At 40.6% G+C, this 17,196-nt stretch carries 17 protein-coding genes; 7 read left to right on the top strand and 10 right to left on the bottom strand.

Annotated features, from left to right (window positions below; genetic code table 11):
• Nucleotides 1-11: 11 nt before the first annotated feature.
• From B8983_RS05555 to B8983_RS05520, 8 genes are all read right to left on the bottom strand, one after another.
• A complete protein-coding gene (locus B8983_RS05555; RefSeq protein ID WP_084283142.1) occupies nt 12-1,199 on the bottom strand; it encodes an OsmC family protein in 1,188 nt (395 codons plus the stop codon).
• Nucleotides 1,199-2,194 (bottom strand): Bug family tripartite tricarboxylate transporter substrate binding protein, encoded by a 996-nt coding sequence (locus tag B8983_RS05550; protein ID WP_084283141.1) that lies wholly within the window; start codon nt 2,192-2,194, stop codon nt 1,199-1,201. Before B8983_RS05550 ends, B8983_RS05555 begins: the two co-directional genes overlap by 1 nt.
• Nucleotides 2,195-2,251: 57 nt before the next feature.
• Nucleotides 2,252-3,202 carry a Gfo/Idh/MocA family protein gene (locus tag B8983_RS05545; protein WP_084283140.1) on the bottom strand — a complete coding sequence of 317 codons (951 nt, stop codon included), beginning with the start codon at nt 3,200-3,202 and terminating at the stop codon, nt 2,252-2,254.
• A 22-nt stretch (nt 3,203-3,224) separates the two neighbouring features.
• Nucleotides 3,225-4,139, bottom strand: a complete 915-nt coding sequence (locus B8983_RS05540; protein ID WP_084283139.1) for a TRAP transporter substrate-binding protein — start codon at nt 4,137-4,139, stop codon at nt 3,225-3,227.
• Between the two features lie 2 nt (nt 4,140-4,141).
• Complete coding sequence (locus tag B8983_RS05535; protein ID WP_084283138.1) at nt 4,142-5,167, bottom strand: Bug family tripartite tricarboxylate transporter substrate binding protein; 1,026 nt, start codon at nt 5,165-5,167, stop codon at nt 4,142-4,144.
• A 216-nt stretch (nt 5,168-5,383) separates the two neighbouring features.
• Nucleotides 5,384-6,376: a tripartite tricarboxylate transporter substrate binding protein gene (locus B8983_RS05530; RefSeq protein ID WP_084283137.1), complete on the bottom strand. Its 993-nt coding sequence runs from the start codon at nt 6,374-6,376 to the stop codon at nt 5,384-5,386.
• A gap of 307 nt (nt 6,377-6,683) precedes the next feature.
• Complete coding sequence (locus B8983_RS05525; RefSeq protein WP_084283136.1) at nt 6,684-6,971, bottom strand: BrnA antitoxin family protein; 288 nt, start codon at nt 6,969-6,971, stop codon at nt 6,684-6,686.
• Nucleotides 6,955-7,179 (bottom strand): BrnT family toxin, encoded by a 225-nt coding sequence (locus B8983_RS05520; RefSeq protein WP_084283135.1) that lies wholly within the window; start codon nt 7,177-7,179, stop codon nt 6,955-6,957. Before B8983_RS05520 ends, B8983_RS05525 begins: the two co-directional genes overlap by 17 nt.
• A gap of 296 nt (nt 7,180-7,475) precedes the next feature.
• Here B8983_RS05520 and B8983_RS05515 point away from each other — a divergent pair, with 296 nt between their 5' ends.
• Genes B8983_RS05515 through B8983_RS05500 form a run of 4 tightly spaced genes read left to right on the top strand, consistent with a single transcriptional unit; the run spans nt 7,476 to nt 12,271 of the window.
• Nucleotides 7,476-8,882, top strand: a complete 1,407-nt coding sequence (locus B8983_RS05515; RefSeq protein ID WP_084283134.1) for an MmgE/PrpD family protein — start codon at nt 7,476-7,478, stop codon at nt 8,880-8,882.
• 2 nt (nt 8,883-8,884) lie between these two features.
• A complete protein-coding gene (locus B8983_RS05510; RefSeq protein ID WP_159460826.1) occupies nt 8,885-9,892 on the top strand; it encodes a tripartite tricarboxylate transporter substrate binding protein in 1,008 nt (335 codons plus the stop codon).
• Nucleotides 9,893-9,927: 35 nt separating this feature from the next.
• Nucleotides 9,928-11,295 (top strand): MmgE/PrpD family protein, encoded by a 1,368-nt coding sequence (locus tag B8983_RS05505; RefSeq protein WP_084283132.1) that lies wholly within the window; start codon nt 9,928-9,930, stop codon nt 11,293-11,295.
• Between the two features lie 13 nt (nt 11,296-11,308).
• Complete coding sequence (locus tag B8983_RS05500) at nt 11,309-12,271, top strand: Bug family tripartite tricarboxylate transporter substrate binding protein (RefSeq protein ID WP_084283131.1); 963 nt, start codon at nt 11,309-11,311, stop codon at nt 12,269-12,271.
• Nucleotides 12,272-12,324: 53 nt separating this feature from the next.
• Here the strand turns inward: B8983_RS05500 and B8983_RS05495 are convergent, their stop codons facing one another.
• Complete coding sequence (locus B8983_RS05495) at nt 12,325-13,203, bottom strand: amidohydrolase family protein (RefSeq protein WP_084283130.1); 879 nt, start codon at nt 13,201-13,203, stop codon at nt 12,325-12,327.
• A gap of 381 nt (nt 13,204-13,584) precedes the next feature.
• Here B8983_RS05495 and B8983_RS05490 point away from each other — a divergent pair, with 381 nt between their 5' ends.
• The 3 genes from B8983_RS05490 to B8983_RS05480 are packed head-to-tail and all read left to right on the top strand — an operon-like array spanning nt 13,585 to nt 16,483.
• Entirely contained in the window at nt 13,585-13,968 is a 384-nt protein-coding gene (locus tag B8983_RS05490) for a c-type cytochrome (RefSeq protein ID WP_159460825.1), read from the top strand.
• A 17-nt stretch (nt 13,969-13,985) separates the two neighbouring features.
• A complete protein-coding gene (locus tag B8983_RS05485) occupies nt 13,986-14,699 on the top strand; it encodes a gluconate 2-dehydrogenase subunit 3 family protein (RefSeq protein WP_084283128.1) in 714 nt (237 codons plus the stop codon).
• Nucleotides 14,700-14,710: 11 nt separating this feature from the next.
• On the top strand, nt 14,711-16,483 hold the full coding sequence (locus B8983_RS05480) for a GMC family oxidoreductase (protein ID WP_084283127.1): 1,773 nt from the start codon (nt 14,711-14,713) through the stop codon (nt 16,481-16,483).
• Nucleotides 16,484-16,545: 62 nt separating this feature from the next.
• Here B8983_RS05480 and B8983_RS05475 read toward each other — a convergent pair whose 3' ends face one another.
• Nucleotides 16,546-17,193: a glycosyltransferase family 2 protein gene (locus tag B8983_RS05475; protein ID WP_084283126.1), complete on the bottom strand. Its 648-nt coding sequence runs from the start codon at nt 17,191-17,193 to the stop codon at nt 16,546-16,548.
• Between the last annotated feature and the right edge of the window lie 3 nt (nt 17,194-17,196).

The raw sequence follows: 17,196 nt of genomic DNA, 5'->3' as shown, positions 1-17,196 counted from the left end.
TGATCAAAAAATTACATCAAAAGTTCTCTGCCGTTATGCATCACTTTCATCTTGGGTGGCAAGCTATTCATGGCAGTCGCATGTAAATAACAGGTTCTCGCTGACATCGTTAACAGCTTTTCAAACATCTCTTCCGATAAAGAACCATTCAAAAATAAATGGGTTTGGATGGGCTCAGCAGCACCAATATTTGAAGTCTCATTTACATCCCCAGAAATTGAAAATGGGATGAGTTGCACTAACCTAATTGCATCTACATCTAATTTCATATTTTCAATATACCTTGCGATTTGCGTAATAAAACAAAAAGCTATGCCAGCAGAAAGCAGTCCAAGGCCTGAGGGTGCACTAGTGGATGCACCTTCATCAGATACAAATAAAAAATGACTCATACCAGGAAGTTTCAGCCATGACTCAATTTCAGTTTTACCCGATGCGTCTAAAAATTTGCCTTTGCCTTTAATAATACGAATAATTTTTGATGAGCTTCCAGGTGGAGCGATAGTAACCTCACCAGCCTCTTTTATTGGGAGTTTTCGAATAATCTCCAGTTCATCTTTAACTGAATTTAGAGGCCGAATTGGTGCCGAATACTCTAAAAAAGGATCTTTAGGTACTGCTACCATGGGATCCATTAACTCATTCAACAACTTTCTTCTACCATTAATGGTTAGCGAAAAAGTACTTTCTAAAACATTTCTTAAAAATGCCATGCTTGGAGAAGCACTCATTGCGGCGTTGACCAGCTGGATCATCTGTTGATCCGAAAAATCACTGTTCAACTCAATCTCAATTTGAGAGGGATTGGCAACGCCCTTCCCATTGCCACTTACAAATGAACCGAGTAACCAATACTCATTTTCTACTTTGATACTTAAGTCAGTAAGTGGCGTCTCAAATTGATGAGAATAAAATCGAATACGGTTTAACAAATCTGCCTGTAAGCCTGCATTAAAATATCCAAATGGGAACGGGGCTAAATCTGTCCCTTTTAAATGTAAGCCTTCATCAGATGTTAACCGCCAAGCAGCACCACCACCCTCTGTGAGTATGGCCTCTCGTTGATGCCCTAATAAATGACAAGCTTCAACTTTTATGACCTCTCGTCCCTGCTGATTGAGGGTTAAAGAAGAGTTTGCATTTCCATCTTTGACCTTAAAGCCAAGTGGATAACCGTAAGCATCAATTGAATAAGCCATTAATCAACTACCACTTTAGCTTTATCGATAACATCTTTCCACATTGGAACTTCACGTTGTATTCTGGCGCGTAGTACCTCAGGTCCACCAGCTACCACTCGAAATCCATAACTCTTTAAACGATCATTAACTTCTGCAGTCTGTAAAATAGTATTGATCTCCTTAGAAAGTCGATCAACAATTACTTTAGGTGTTCCTGCTGGAGCAAGAATCGCCACAAATGTTTCTGCTTCGGCATTCGGATAACCAAGCTCCGCTAAAGTTGGCACATTCGACATTTCAGCAGCACGCTCTTGACCTGTCTGAGCTAATGGAATAAGAGCGCCTGATTTAATATGTGGCATCAGTCCTAAGATATTTATAGAGCCTATTTGAGTTGAGCCGCCCAACATCGCCTGAATAGCTGGACCACCGCCAGGATATGGAATTGGGGTTAAATTCACTTTTGCTCTGGTCTTAAATAACTCCATCCCTAAGTGCGGTGATACGCCAATACCAGCATGGGCATAATTTAATAATTCGGGTTGATTTTTCGCTAAGGTAACCATTTCACTCAGCGAATTAATCCCAGAATTAGCTTTTGTAAGAATCACATTAGGTGAAGCTCCACAATCAGAAATAGGCGAAAAATCTTTCATTGGATCAAATCCAGCATTTTTATATAAACTAGGATTAATGACCAAAACGCTAGTTGTAATAAGTAAAGTGTATCCATCTGGTTTTGAGCGGGCCACATAATTAACGCCAATATTCCCGCCAGCACCAGGCTTATTTTCAATCACAATTGCCTGCCCCATGGCATCGGAAAGCGGCTTAACAATCACGCGGGCTAATACATCACTTGCACCACCAGGTTGAAAAGGCGATATTAATGAAATGGGTTTTTCTGGATATGCCGCACTAACATTGGTAATTGATATGGCAAGAAATGAATGAACCGCAAAAAATGTCCCTACAAAACGAATTAAAGGCGAGCGATAGCGAAAATTACCCATTTGATCTCCAATTTATATTTATATTTAATTGATGTTAATTATTTTTTTATTATATTCTTACCTTTTACCCACAGAATCCACAATCCGCTCGAAGGCATCGACCGTAGCAATCATTTCGTTATAACTCACATGAAACTTTTTCTTTCCCTGAACTGCTGCCACAAATTCTTCAATCTCGAGTAATAAGGTGTCCACACTTTCGTAACTTGTCTTCACGGGAGCTTGGCCTTTCTGACGAATTACAAGTTCATTTTCTGATAAAGCTTCAACTGAACCTTGCTCTCCAAAAAGATGAATTCGCCAATAAAAAGGAGTAGAACGAATCGTAGCCATAGTGCCACTCACGCCAGATTCAAATTCAAACATCGCCGTGACTGTATCCAAGGGACTTGGCTGTGGACGGGTTGAGATGACTTGCGCCTGAACATTCTTGACTGGCCCAGCATAACTAATTAAGGCATCTAACACATGCAAACCTGCTCCAGTAAGACCTGCTGCCGGGGCCTCATGGCTATGAGTACGCCAGGCAGAAAAGTGTCTACCGGTATTTTCGTTACTATAGTGCCCTTCCACATGGAGTAATTTTCCAATGACTCCGGTATCCATCGTTTTCTTCAACTCCGTCATACATGGCCAAAAACGCTTATTCGTACCGAGCCCAAGGACGACCTTTGCCTGTTCACACGCATCAACTGCTCGTTTAGCATCAGCCACATTCATTGCTAGAGGCTTTTCACAGAAAACGGGCTTACCGGCCTTTGCACATGCAATAATTTGTTCAACATGTAAGGAGTGCGGGGTCGCTAATACAATCGCATCAATCTCAGGTAATTTCAGTAACTCAGACATGTCTGTAAAGATTGTTAGTTGATGCTCAAGTGCATATTTTTCGACATCTTGAGGCTCTTTAGTGACCGCATGGGTAAAGATAATGTCTTGATTTTTACCATACAGTGAATGGACTAATTTTTGTCCCCACCAACCCAATCCAACGATACCTAATTTCATTTCTGTGCTTTCTGAATTTAACTTAAAACATTTTAAAAATATTGGCTGGAATCAGTTTTTCGTATTTATCAAATATTGGTTTTACTGCAAGTTTAAATAGTTCTCGCTCTTCATCAGACAAACTGATGATTTCATTTTCGTGAGGATTTATTTTCTTCAAAATAAGCTCATCCTCTTCACTAGCTAATTTCCATTGATACTCTGTAGCCAGTTTTGCACATGATGTAAAGACATCTTTCATTTCTTCTGACCAACTATCAAAAATTTCAGCATTACAAATGAAAGCAGTCCCGCCAAAAAAATGACCCGTTAGGGTAAAGAATCGATGATAGTGATGGACACCAAAATTAAAAGTATTCGTCAAAGGATTATCCTGCGCATCAAACCGAGGGCCAGCTATTTCATCGACAAATATCTTGACATCAACAGGTATTGGATTAAAGCCAATGGCTCTCAAGGATTCAACGTGTACTTCACTCATTTGGGTTCGAATACTGAGTCCCTCACAATCTTTTGGAGTTCGGATAGGATGCACCTTATTCGTAATATGTCTAAAGCCGTTATCCCAAATGCCTAATAATTTAAAAGGGGTTTTAGCCTCAAATTGATTTTTTAGATAGCTGCCAAATGCCCCTCTAAAAGCTTCGTGGACTTGATGTCGATTCTTAAACATGAATGGCAAATCTAAAATACTGATTTCAGGAATCCAATCCGTAAAGCGCACGGTGGATATATAACAGCATGTAAGTTCGCCGTCTCTCACCATGTCGGGTAAATCGCCTGATTTTCTACCAAGATTGAGAACGTTACCAATGAGTTCTGAACTAACTTGATGACCCAGCTTTTCTTGAATCAGTTGTAAGAAATATCTTGCTGCTTGATTGTGAATAGAATCTTGATTCTGATATCCACCAAACCGAATAGGATGTTTTTCCATAGTTAATCTGCTGTAATGTTTGCCTCACGAATAATTTTTCCCCAACGAATAATATCCTCGTCAATGATTTTGGCTAATCCTTCGGGCGTAGAGGGGGTCGATTCATTGCCACTTTTGAGTAAACTTTGTTTGACCTCTGGTTTATTTAAGGCCTTTACTACTTCATGATTAATGAGTTGAATAACATTTTTTGGGGTTTTTGCTGGAGCAAATAATGCATATAGCGTTAAAGCTTCATAATCAGGCAGGCCAGAGGCTGCAATCGTTGGCACACCTGGCAGTAACATACTTGGTTGACTAGTTGTAACTGCAATTGCGCGAAGTTTACCTGTTTCTATTTGTGGCTTGACAGATGCAGTGGTTCCAAAAATTAATTGTGTTTGATTGGTAAGAATCCCCATCAATGCAGCTCCACCTCCCTTATAGGGAATCCTTTCAATTTTCACTTTAGCCATTGAATTAAATAACTCTGCGGCTAAATGATTTGACGCTCCAACGGAACCGGAACTGTAATTTAGTTCCCCAGGTTTTTGTTTAGCGAGGTTAATTAGATCTTGAACAGTTTTGACGGGTAATGAGGGGTGGACTGCTAGGACATTCGGTTGAGTAATGACCAAAGAGATTGGAGCTAAATCACGAATAGGATCCCAAGATAATTTACTTTTCATCAGTTGCATCAACCAGACAGGACTACCATAAAGCAATAATGTATGCCCATCAGGGGGAGAGTTAACAACTGCCTCAATGGCAGTAATAGAACCACCACCGGAGCGATTATCTATATATACGGGTTGCCCAAAACTTTTTGATAAGGAAGGAGCAATTAAACGTGCCGCAATATCTGCCGCCCCTCCTGGATCAGTTGTGATAATTCTGATAGGTCGATTCGGCCACGTTTCATGATTCACTTGCTGTGCACCAGCAATCCCAAAGAATGTGATGAATGAAAGCCCGACAAACCATTTATAAACATCATGAGGGTACAAAAATGACCGCTGAGTACATGATGATCCATGGAAATACTTCATAACTTTTGTCTCTAATTATTTTAATAATATTTTTTTAACCAATGAAATGCAAACGATGCAATTTATTTGCGTCGTGCTCGGCATACCCAAACTCTATCAGAAATTGTACTGATTAAGCTCGCAACTAAGATATAGAATTCTTTCAACCTTAGTTTTGACCGAACAGTTCATTAGCAATGATCACGACAATTTTCAAGAAAACAAACTCTTTTTATACTAATTTGCTTCCTTCAGAAGTCCAGCCTTTGCCATAATCTCTTTGACAACTTCGCGACGCTGATCCATCACGCTAACCACCTTATCGGCAGCAATATAATCAGGTTTGGCATCACGCTCGAGGGCAAATTTCATAAACTCTGGATCTTTGGCCGCGGTCTCAATTGCACTGCTCAATTTAGCAATGACATCTTTTGGCATATTCGGTGGTCCAATCACCATATTGGTAGATTCCCAACTAACTGGATAGCCAAGTTCTTTAATCGTAGGAAATTTATCGTACGGAGGTGGCGCCCTGTTTTCAGATAAGGTCGCTAAGAATCGAACTTGTCCGCCTTCCAATAGGGCTCTAGAAGAGGCAAGTCCTGCAATACCGACTTCCGCATGTCCGCCTGCCACCAGTAAGGCAACATTTGCACCAGAGCCGGTGACAGGAATACTCGTCATATTTAAATTGGCGCCACTTAAAAATGTTTGAGCACCGACCCACCAGCTTTGACCAACTCCAGCAGTCGCCAAACTCAATTTTCCAGGATTTGCTTTTGCATAAGCAATGACTTCTTGAGCTGTATTCAATTTCACGGCACTATTATTGGACGCAATCAAAATCGGAAAAAAGGTTGCAACGGCTCCTAACTGTGTAAAGTTGTTGTAATCAATGTTTGAAACACCTTGGAGTTTATTCGTGATGATGGTGGCAGAAGCAATTCCAATCGTATATCCATCAGGGTTGGCACGATGAATTTCCCGGAAGCCAATGGCGCTCCCAGCTCCTGGCTTATTCATTACAGTAATTGGTTGATGCAGAATGCGGGAGACTCGATCCACTAGAGCGCGCGCTAAAACATCTCCATCTGCGCCAGCTTCAAGCGGGACAATAAAGGTAATCGGTTTAGATGGAAATTTTTCTTGAGAGAAAATTACAGAGGAAAAGGTCACTATTAAAACTAGGCTCATGAACCTAATCGCTGAATTAAAAAAAGTACGTTGCATATTGACCGCCTAATTTTCGATACTAAATAGCTTGAAGGAGACTCTTGTGAAATGAGAAATATCCTCATTCCAGCAAGAATGAATTTGTATGGAGCAATTTAACACGATGATGGATAGGATCATCATAGGGATTACCCGACAAAGGTACAGCAATTGAAGATAAGCTTTAAAAGACTCAAGTAGTTTCAATCAAAAAAAAGATTCACCCTCTAAAAGATTAAATCAAGCCAAGAGACCAGATCATTTTCAGACCTGAGGGATATTACAGAACCTTTATTACTCAATTACTTAAGATAAAGTCTAATACTTATTGATGATTAACAATGTATTCGCGAAGAGCTGCATCAATTCTACTTTGCCATCCTGCTCCAGCAGATTTGAAATGCTTTATAACATCAGGAGATAAGCGAATATTAATATGTTCCTTAGTTTTTTCAAGGCGAGGTCTTCCTCTTGGGATAAGCAACTCTTTTGAGATCTCTTTGCTAAAGATCTCTGGTAACACTTCGCTAGCAGGTCTCATTTTTACAAAATCATTTTTTGTTAATTCTGGATTTTCTGCATCGAGTAATTTCGGATTAGTTCGTTGCTTCATAGTAGTTAACCTCTCGTTTATTTGCTTTCCTTAAACTAATGACATGAATGCAGTTTCCTCTTGGCGTAAAAATAACGACGAAGATCCTCCCTCTAATAAAACCAATTGCAACATAACGGTTCTCCCCATAACTTTTTCGAACATCCTCATTGATTAATGCAGTAGACCAATCAAAGTCAACAACCAAATTAAAGTCTAATCCTCTAATTCAAAGCTTAGATTCACTTTCATTTATTGTACCCACAAATAATATATTTTGCACAAGTTTTTGCATCAATTACTCTGAGTAAAAAAGCTTATTAACTAACGCATTCAGAGATGAAAAGTTTACCCATTACAAATCCAAACTCTCCGATTCAGTCTTTGCACTAAGGTTTTAAGGTGCAAATAAATTAGTTCGACTTTATAAAGTTCGACTGAAGTTTTGACGAATACCCATTGGTTTTAGATTAAGATAGAAGAATAAAGAGTAAAACTCTAAAAAAATAATTATTAGGAGACAACATGTCAGATCTTTCTCAGATCTCATCTGCTTTGCCGTTGCTGACGCAATATGTTACGAATTTTTCTACCCAATTAAAATTTTCTGACCTATCTGAGGAAATTAATCAACTAGCCAAAAAATCAATCTTAGATGCGCTTGGAGTAGCTTTATCGGGGTCTATTTCAGAGCCGAATAAAGTACTTTTAAACTATTTACAGAGTCTCAATTGCACTGGCCCTTCCACCGTCATTGGCTCCAACTTAAAGTTATCACCAAGGTTTGCCGCTCTTGCCAATGGCACAGCAATGCACGCAGATGACTATGATGACACCCTCCAAGCTGAAACGGGTCGTTTTCAGGGGATTCACCCTACCTCACCCGTATTAGCAGCACTTTTAGCTTACGCTGAAACCACCAAAATATCCGGCGAACAATTTTTAAAAGCATTCCAAGTCGGTGTAGAAGTTTCTTGTCGCTTATTTGATGCGACCCACGTCAACCATATTTTGCATGGCTTTCACTCTACTGGTACTTGTGGCATGCTAGGTGCAACTGTCGGTTTAGCGAATTTACAAAATTTCAATGATCAAGCAACTGCCACTGCACTTGGTATTGCCGCTAGTCAAGCTGGCGGTTTACAAGAAAACTTTGGCACGATGGTAAAACCTTTTCATGCGGGTAGATCAGCTGAATCAGCGATCGTTTCCGTTGATTTACAAAAGATGGGCTTTACAGCGTCACCAATCATTCTGGAAGCAAAAAGAGGTTTCTTTCAAGCATTAGGGGGTGGCTATGAAGCCGGAAGACTGATGGGCAAACTTGGCAATCCATGGTCATTTTTAGACCGAGGAATTTGGCTAAAACCCTACCCTACCGGTAGTTTAGGACACCCTGCCATGACGGCTATGCATGAACTAGTTCTTGAACACAATATTCAACTCAAGGATGTTGAAAAGGTCATACTTAAAACTAGTCAAAACATCCATCACACTTTACTTCATCATCAACCGAAGACTGAACTGCAAGCTAAATTTAGTCTGGAGTTTTGTTTGGCAGCTCTTCTCGTCGATCGGGAATGTGGCTTGAATCAGTTTCATGATGAATATGTCAATCGACCTGATATTCAATCAGCGATTCAATTGATAGATTACACATCATTTACACCTGAGGAAGAAAAATCGAATCAACACACGATTGTGACTAGTTTTGTTTCAATTGTGCTTAAAAATGGCATGAGTTACTCTGTTCGAAAAGATTTTGGCAAAGGAAACAAAGCCAATCCGATGTCGGAAGCTGAGATTGCTGATAAGTTTAGAGAATGTTCAGCGTATCGAAAATGGGATAGTATAAAAACAGAACAGGCCATTAAGTTGATTCAAAATATTGAAGCTTTGGATGATATTCGTCAATTAACGCAATGGCTATGATCATGAAACAAGCGCAAATTTTCAATCATAAATATCGAATAGTATGGCCTTTGTTCTTTATATTCTCATTTTCTTTCTCCTTTGCGGCAGACTTGTCTAATGAGGCAAATCATTACCCGACCAAGCCCATTCGCTTAATCCTCCCCTTTCCAGCAGGTGGTGGTACAGATAATTTAGCAAGAATAATGGCTCCTAAATTACATAAACTGCTTGGTCAGCCAGTCATTATTGATAACCGTCCAGGTGCCTCGGGAAATATCGCCACAGAGGCAGTTGCCAAAGCCAATCCGGATGGCTACACAGTGTTAATGGGATACAACTCAGCGCTTACTTTTAACCCCTTAATATTTCAGAGTCTAAGTTTTGACATTCAAAAAGACCTCAAACCAGTTTCTCTATTAGCAACAGCCAAATACTTCTTAGTTGTTAATAGCTCGGTTCCTGCTAAATCTGTAAAAGAACTGATTGCACTTGCTAAAGAGAAACCAGGCGAATTAAATTATTCATCAGCAGGCAATGGTGGTACGCTTCATTTAGCTGCTGAGTTATTTAAATTTAGATCAGGCACTGAAATTACCCATATTCCATATAAGGGCGGTGGTCCTGCAACTCTTGGAGTGCTTACCGGTGAAGTGCAAATGACCTTCGGGAGTGTGACCTCCGTAATGCCGCATATTAAAACCGGCAAGATACGAGCTATCGCAGCTACTAGCTTGACTAGATCCAGTGTATTGCCAGATGTACCCACTTTGAATGAATCCGGATTAAGTGGCTTTAATGTGACATCTTGGTATGGCCTACTGGTGCCTAAGAACACTCCAGAAATGATTGTTACCAAACTTGAAAAAGCAGTGCATGAGGTCATGGAGTCCTCAGAGGTCAAAGAATCGATGGCGAAACAGGGCTTAGACGTGACGCTGAGTACCCCCGCTGAGTTTGACGAAATAATCAAGGCTGAAACTATCATGTGGCGGGAACTGAACAAAAAACTAAAAATAACCGCAAATTAACTATTCGATAAATCCAATTTCTAATAAGGATCAAAATGAGTCAAAAGATATCACCAACAATGCAGAAATTAAGCAAATACATTTCAGCAGCAACTTCAAAACCAATTCCAGAAAAAGTAAAGGAAAGAGCCAAGTTACATTTAATTGATACGTTTTCGGCCATGATTTCAGGTTCTAGACTGGAGCCTGGGAAAAAAGCGATTACCTATGTTAAAACTTTAGGTGGTAAACCAGAGGCTACTGTAATTGGTACTAAGATCCGAACAAGCATGCAAAATGCCGCTTTAGCGAACGGTATGTTTGGCCATGCAGATGAAACCGATGATACACATCCACCATCATTAACGCATCCCGGTACCAGCGTAGTTCCTTCAGCACTTGCTATCAGTGAAAAACATAAATTGTCTGGCGAAGAATTTTTACGAGCTGTTGTCCTGGGCTATGACATTTGTGCCAGAACTTTATTAACCTTAAAGCCAATGCCCTATTTAAGATCTGGCCATCATGCAGGAGCGACAGGTCAATTGTTTGGAGCTTCAGCAGCAGCCGGAGCATTATTGAAGCTCTCTCCTTTAGAAGTAAGGTATATGCTGTCTTACACGGGGCAACAAACTTCTGGTTTGTATACCATGTTTAGAGATCCTGAACATATTGAAAAAGCGTATGCTATGGGTGGCATGCCAGCCCATAATGGTCTTCAAGCCGCCTTAATGGTCAAGTCTGGGTGGACTGGCGTGGAGGATATTTTTTCCGGAGAGCGTAATTTTTTCTATACTTTCGCACCTGAGGAATATGAGATTAATGATTTGGTCGATGGTCTTGGTAAAAGATTTGAAATGATGAGAGCATCTATTAAAAGATGGCCGATTGGTGGACCCATTCAAGGACCGATGCACGTCTTAAACGACTTAGTCAAAGAGCATCGATTCAAAGCTTCTGACATCGATAAAATTATTGCAAGAATGCCCGATAAAGAGTTAGAAATTGTGAATAATCGCCCTATGCCTGACATCTCGGTACAGCATCTACTTTCCGTGATGGTAATTGATGGCAAACTAACCTTCAAATCTGCACATGATTTTGCCAGAATGAAGGATCCCCAAGTTTTAAAAATGCGCTCTAAAGTACAAGCAGTTGGTGATGAAACTCTAACCGATGTGCAAAGACGTTGGCGCTGCGTCATGGAAGTGCATTTAAAAAATGGCACGGTATTACACGGGCAAACGATGGCAGCAAAGGGGAGCTTTGAAAACCCCCTCAACATCAATGAAGAAAAAGAAAAAGCGATGGACTTAATCGGCCCTATTTTGGGTAAGGTACGGTCAATTGATTTATTGGATTACTTGTGGAATATTGATCAAGTGAAAAATATGGCTACTATTAATAAATTCATCACCAAATAAATACGGGCATATTATGAAATTACTTACTTATTTATCTATCTTCAGCTTTTCATTCGTAAGTGTTGGAATGTTAAAAGCTCAAGAGTATCCATCAAAGCCAATCCACATTGTGGTTCCATTTGCACCAGGTGGTGGTGCGGATGTCTTGATGAGACCACTAAGCAAAAAACTGAATGAGATTTTAGGCCAGCCGATTATTCTCGACAATAAACCAGGAGCAAATGGCAATATCGGTGCCCAATTTACTAGCAAATCCAATCCAGATGGCTATACCCTATTGGTCGGTAATAGTTCTATTCCAATTAGTGTGAGTTTGTATAAAAACTTAGGGTATGACCCATTAAAAGATCTAACGATGATTAGCCTCATCACAATGGCACCCAGCACATTGGTGACAAACCCTGCATTCCCCGTCAAAACGGTCAGTGACTTAATTAAGATCGCTAAAGAACAACCAGGCAAACTGAATTATGGTTCCGCTGGAACGGGCAGTACACCCCATCTTGGAATGGAAATGCTGGGCTTAGCAACTGGCACCAAATTTACACACATTCCTTACAAGGGCTCTGGCCCTGCTGTTACAGCATTACTCGGTGGTGAAGTAGATGTTTTAATTACCAATACCTCAACGATTCTGAGCCAAGTACAAGGAAAGCGTTTAAATCCGATTGCCGTGACGAGTTTGGTGAGATCTCCAATTATGCCGAACATTCCAACCATTGCGGAAACGGTGCCCAATTTCGAAGTAAAAACTTGGTATGGATTATTTGGGCCTGCCAATTTACCGAAAGAAGTCATCAATAAATTAAATGCTGCCATTGCGGAAGCCATTAAGACGCCCGAGGTGAAAGAACAACTCATTCGCAGTGGTTATGAACCTGAGACAACCACTCCTGATGGTTTTTATCAAATGATGAAGGAAGACATCATCGCTTGGGGTAAGGTCGTCAAAAGCTCAGGTGTACAAGCCGAATAGCGCATTCGATGACTCTCGCATCGCCAGAGCGAGAGTCATTTTGAATAGGACAATTAAAAGCCGTAAAGTCTTGTAGGGTTATCAACCATGACTTTTTGTAAGTTGTCAGGGGATTGGATCCACGCACCAATTTGATTGACTAACTCGCCATCATCCGGCATCGGTGTATTAGGTGCCATATTGACATGCGGCCAATCAAAGCCCCAAACCAGTCTGTCTGGTACCGCTTCCACTAATGCTTGTGCAAACGGCACGATATCACGATAGAAGAGCGGATCTTTAGAAGTGCGATAAGGAGCGGAAAGTTTAGACCACGCTTTACCGGTCTTTAAGAAATCAATCAATCCTTGAAAGCCTTTGGCTTGAACCCCCTGCTCAATCACGGGTCTACCCATATGATCAATCACTACATCAATGGGAAAGTCCGCAAAGGTTTCTCTTAAATTCGGCATTTTTTCAACGTCCATCAAAAATTGCGTATGCCAGTTATATTGCTTTACCCGCTCACCTAATTTTTTAGCTGCGTCCAAAGACAGCCCAATTTGATTGACTAAGTTACAGCGAAAGCCGCGAACCCCACCAAGATGTAAACGCTCTAATTCAGCATCTGTGATGGATTCATCGACTAAGCCAATGGCCCGAAAACGATCCGGCGCACTCGCAATCACATCCAAGGCTAAAGAGTTGTCTTGTCCGTAAACATTGGCGTGGACAATAACTGCCCGCTCAATCCCTAACTTTTCAATTAGTTGCATATATTCTTCAACACTTACCGCCGGCGGTAAGTAAGCCGGGTCTTGCATTAAAGGGTATTTAACGACATCACCAAACAAATGGCAATGACAGTCAGTAGCGTTCTTTGGGAGAGTAATCTTCGGTAAAGAAGTTTCTCTACAAGGTAATGGGTTTTGAAAAGGTGAGGAATTTGACATAGTTAGGCAGATAAAAGATTAAAAAATGACCTCATTTTTTATGGGAGGCGTCTCGTCGTTTGTTTCAATAAGAATTGATAATTTTAGTTATTTGATAATTATAAAGACTAGAAAGGAACTAAGGTCTTAAATGAACAAGGAACAGCTAAATATCTCCCACCAAATTCAATATTTTTTCAAACAAAGAAGCTGTTTTAGGGATTACCCCATAGGAAAAAAATAAAAGTTGGCGTGTAATATCAATTATTACTAAAAATATTGGGACAACAATTTTCTCTAATTCATCTCTTCAATCGAGGTATGTAGGAAGAGATCAAACCATTTACCAATGGAATGAGGCAAAACACCCTTTCATTCAATGAATCACCTTTCAAACTTATTATGTATAAAAAAAACAAACTCCTCATCTTATTTTTTCTCCTACTCAATTACTCAGTCTATTCGCAGCAATCTTTTGCACAAGATATTAGCTTAGGTGAAAAGGCTTTTAATGAATGCCGTGCTTGCCATAGTCTCGAGGCAAACGTTAATCTCATTGGCCCTTCTTTAGCGGGTGTAGTGAACCGACAGATTGGCGCAGATACTAGTTATCGATTCTCAAAAGCTCTCAAAAGTGCTAATGGTATTTGGGACGTAAGTACTTTAAATAAGTTTTTAGAAAACCCTCAAGCAGTCTTTCCAGGCAATAGAATGCCCTACTCTGGCTTAAGCAATCCAGCTGAGCGCAAAGCCTTGATTGACTATCTAATGACTTTCAAACCTTAACTCATTTAAGTGTAACTATGCCAAATTCAAAAAATGATCGTAGAGACTTCCTGAAGGGTGCTTTAGTCGGGACTTCCGTCGCAATGACTTCTGGAGTTTCAACGCAAGCTTTAGCCGCTGACAAAGCCCAAGCCAATAAAACTAGCTCTGATAGTCAAGGCTACATTTTTTTCAATCTTGAGGAACAGGAATGGATTGAAAAATTAGTCAACCATATGATTCCAGCGGATCAACTAAGCCCCAAAGGGACTGACCTCGGTGTTCATTTTTATATTGATCGTGCATTAGCTGGCGGTTGGGGAAAAGGTGATCGACTCTATCAATCAGGGCCCTGGAAAAAAGGTTTACCAACGCAAGGCTATCAACTCCCTTTAACACCAGCAAATCTATATAAAGTATCGATTGAACAGACTAATTTATATTGTCAAAAAAAGTATGGCAATAAGTTTTCTAAACTCTCACCAACTCAAACTGAAGAGTTTCTCATTGATTTAAAAGATGGCAAGGTCTCATTTGCTGATGGCCCCCCTGCTCAAGTTTTTTTCTCCATGCTGTATCAAAATGTCATGGAAGGAATGTTCTCAGATCCAATCTATGGTGGCAATAAAGATAAAGCTGCTTGGCAGATGATTGGGTTTCCTGGTGCAGTTGCAACCCATGCTCTTAATGTCGAGAAATACTTTAATAAACCTTATAAAGCGCCGATTTTTGGAATTGGTGATTTAAGTTAACGGAACATAAAATGTCTACAAAATTAAAAGAAGTGGATGTGGTCATCGTCGGTATGGGCTGGACCGGTGGGATTCTTGCCAAAGAACTGTCAGAAACAGGGCTATCGGTAGTCGGTCTTGAAAGAGGTGATTTTAAAACGACAGCAGATGACTATTCATTACCCAATATTCGGGACGAATTACGTTACACGATTCGTCAAGAGCTCATGCAAAATGCCTCAAGAGACACGCTGAGTGCTAGAAATAATCCGACTCAAGAAGCCCTCCCTATGAGACGGTTAGGTTCATTCCTACCAGGAGAGGGTGTTGGTGGTTCCGCGATCCATTGGAGCGGTGGAACTTGGCGCTGGACGGACATGGATTTTAAAATTCGCTCCATGTATGAAGATAAATATGGTAAAAAATATATCCCCGAAGAGATGACGATTCAAGACTGGGGAATAACCTACGCTGAACTAGAACCTTATTACGATAAGTTTGAAAAAGTAGCGGGTGTTTCTGGTAAAGCGGGAAATATCAATGGTCAAACCCAAGTAGGCGGAAATCCTTTTGAGGGTAGTCGGAAAAATGAATATCCCCTGCCACCTTTAAAAACCATCTTATCTGCGAAGATTTTCCAAGATGTGGCGAAGAATCAGGGATATCATCCTTTCCCAAGACCCTCAGCAAATGCTTCAGAAGCCTATACCAACCCAGATGGGGCACATTTTGGTGCCTGCCAATATTGTGGTTACTGCCAACGATTTGGTTGTGAATCGAATGCCAAAGGTGGTCCGCAAATGACGGTCATTCCGATTGCTATGAAAAAGCCCAACTTCGAATTGCGCTTGAACACTTGGGTTACTAAGATTAATAAAGATTCCAATGGCAAAAAAGTAACTGGGGTCACTTATACAAACTTAAAGACGGGAGAGGAGTTTATCCAACCAGCAGCGCTAGTTTTAATGTGTGCCTTTGCATTTAATAATGTTCATCTAATGTTGTTATCCAACATCGGCACGCCTTATGACCCGGTTTCAGGGAAAGGCTTAGTTGGTAAAAATTATGCCTACGACACAGGGGTGGGAGCTGAATTATTTTTTGAAGATAAACACTTCAACCCCTTTATTAATGCCGGTGGCACCAATACAGTGATTGATGATTTCCACGCGAACTGGAACTTTGATCGATCAGGACCGGGTTTTGTTGGCGGTTACATTGTTTCAGCTGGCCATAATACGAACCTTCCGATTGGTTATCGTCCCGTCCCCAAAGGAACGCCGATGTGGGGAAGTAAATGGAAAGAGGAAACCGCCAAGTGGTATCAAACGGCAATGAGTATTTCTACCCGTTCAGGTGTATTACCTCACCGTCATAATTTCTACGATCTAGATCCAACGTATAAAAATGCCTTTGGTCAACCACTCATGCGTTTAACCTTTGACTATCATGAGAATGAATTAAAGATGGACACCCATGGTGCTGGCATTGTGAATCAAATGGTCAAAGCACTCAACCCAACCAAGTTTTCAAACGCTGTTGCAACCAAACGATCTTGGAATACCGTGCCCTACCAAAGTACGCATAGTACTGGTGGAACCATCATGGGGACTTCGCCAGCAAATAGTGTCGTCAACAAGTACCAACAGAGTTGGGATTGCCCTAATCTATTTATTTTAGGTGCGAGCGTATTTGCTCATAATAGCGCTTATCAACCTACCGGCTTAGTCGGTGCACTTGCCTATTGGACGGCCGATGCAATCAAAAATAAATATCTACAAAACCCCAATAAACTAATTTCCTAAAAGACTTCATTCACTGAAATCGTTCATCTCACTACAGTGCAAAACATTGGTAGTGAGATGAGTTAGTTACACGCTTCCAAAGTGTCTTCTAAATGATCATACTTCAGGAAATTTTCACGATGTCGGCGATAAAACAGTAGTCCCTCCGTAATGCTAGCAACACTGGCGCCCTGCTCCATCAACTGATCCCATAAATTCCAATCTTCTTGCGGATGAATACCATCTTCAAACCGCTTTTTATAACCAATTTGTTTACCTAAAGCAGTTCGATACATCATCGATCCGTGGTGTCGATCTTTGCGATCCCAGTAATAATCACCATAATGAGGTTTAGTCTCGCCAGGAACTCTCAATAGAATTTCCTCTTTTAACTCACCAGTAACCACAATATCGTAAGTAACAACATCAGCGGTGCCACTGGAGAGTAACTCAATCGCGTCGGATCTTAGCCAATTATCTGCACCAATAAAAAGAACATACTCAGTTTCTACGCGTAACAACATATCATGAAAATTATCAACCGTACCCAAATTTTTGGGCCGCAGAACAAATTCCACGCTTGGATACAGATAGGGCAAATGACTGCAATCAAAGGCACCATCATCGACAAAGATAATTTTTTCAGGTGGTTTAGTTTGAGACAGTAAAGACTCAATACAGTGGGCCGCAAGATGCCCGTACTTATAAGATGCAATGACAACAGTAATCATATT

It is taken from the genome of Polynucleobacter kasalickyi (genome assembly GCF_900176405.1).
Lineage (GTDB): Bacteria > Pseudomonadota > Gammaproteobacteria > Burkholderiales > Burkholderiaceae > Polynucleobacter > Polynucleobacter kasalickyi.
Note: the sequence above shows the minus strand (reverse complement) of the source record. Positions and strands in the feature narration are given on the sequence as shown.

Coding starts and splice junctions, on each gene's coding strand:
- B8983_RS05555 (WP_084283142.1), bottom strand. CDS start 1,199: ATGGCTTATTCAATTGATGCTTACGGTTATCCACTTGGCTTTAAGGTC.
- B8983_RS05550 (WP_084283141.1), bottom strand. CDS start 2,194: ATGGGTAATTTTCGCTATCGCTCGCCTTTAATTCGTTTTGTAGGGACA.
- B8983_RS05545 (WP_084283140.1), bottom strand. CDS start 3,202: ATGAAATTAGGTATCGTTGGATTGGGTTGGTGGGGACAAAAATTAGTC.
- B8983_RS05540 (WP_084283139.1), bottom strand. CDS start 4,139: ATGGAAAAACATCCTATTCGGTTTGGTGGATATCAGAATCAAGATTCT.
- B8983_RS05535 (WP_084283138.1), bottom strand. CDS start 5,167: ATGAAGTATTTCCATGGATCATCATGTACTCAGCGGTCATTTTTGTAC.
- B8983_RS05530 (WP_084283137.1), bottom strand. CDS start 6,376: ATGCAACGTACTTTTTTTAATTCAGCGATTAGGTTCATGAGCCTAGTT.
- B8983_RS05525 (WP_084283136.1), bottom strand. CDS start 6,971: ATGAAGCAACGAACTAATCCGAAATTACTCGATGCAGAAAATCCAGAA.
- B8983_RS05515 (WP_084283134.1), top strand. CDS start 7,476: ATGTCAGATCTTTCTCAGATCTCATCTGCTTTGCCGTTGCTGACGCAA.
- B8983_RS05510 (WP_159460826.1), top strand. CDS start 8,885: ATGAAACAAGCGCAAATTTTCAATCATAAATATCGAATAGTATGGCCT.
- B8983_RS05505 (WP_084283132.1), top strand. CDS start 9,928: ATGAGTCAAAAGATATCACCAACAATGCAGAAATTAAGCAAATACATT.
- B8983_RS05500 (WP_084283131.1), top strand. CDS start 11,309: ATGAAATTACTTACTTATTTATCTATCTTCAGCTTTTCATTCGTAAGT.
- B8983_RS05495 (WP_084283130.1), bottom strand. CDS start 13,203: ATGTCAAATTCCTCACCTTTTCAAAACCCATTACCTTGTAGAGAAACT.
- B8983_RS05490 (WP_159460825.1), top strand. CDS start 13,585: ATGTATAAAAAAAACAAACTCCTCATCTTATTTTTTCTCCTACTCAAT.
- B8983_RS05485 (WP_084283128.1), top strand. CDS start 13,986: ATGCCAAATTCAAAAAATGATCGTAGAGACTTCCTGAAGGGTGCTTTA.
- B8983_RS05480 (WP_084283127.1), top strand. CDS start 14,711: ATGTCTACAAAATTAAAAGAAGTGGATGTGGTCATCGTCGGTATGGGC.
- B8983_RS05475 (WP_084283126.1), bottom strand. CDS start 17,193: ATGATTACTGTTGTCATTGCATCTTATAAGTACGGGCATCTTGCGGCC.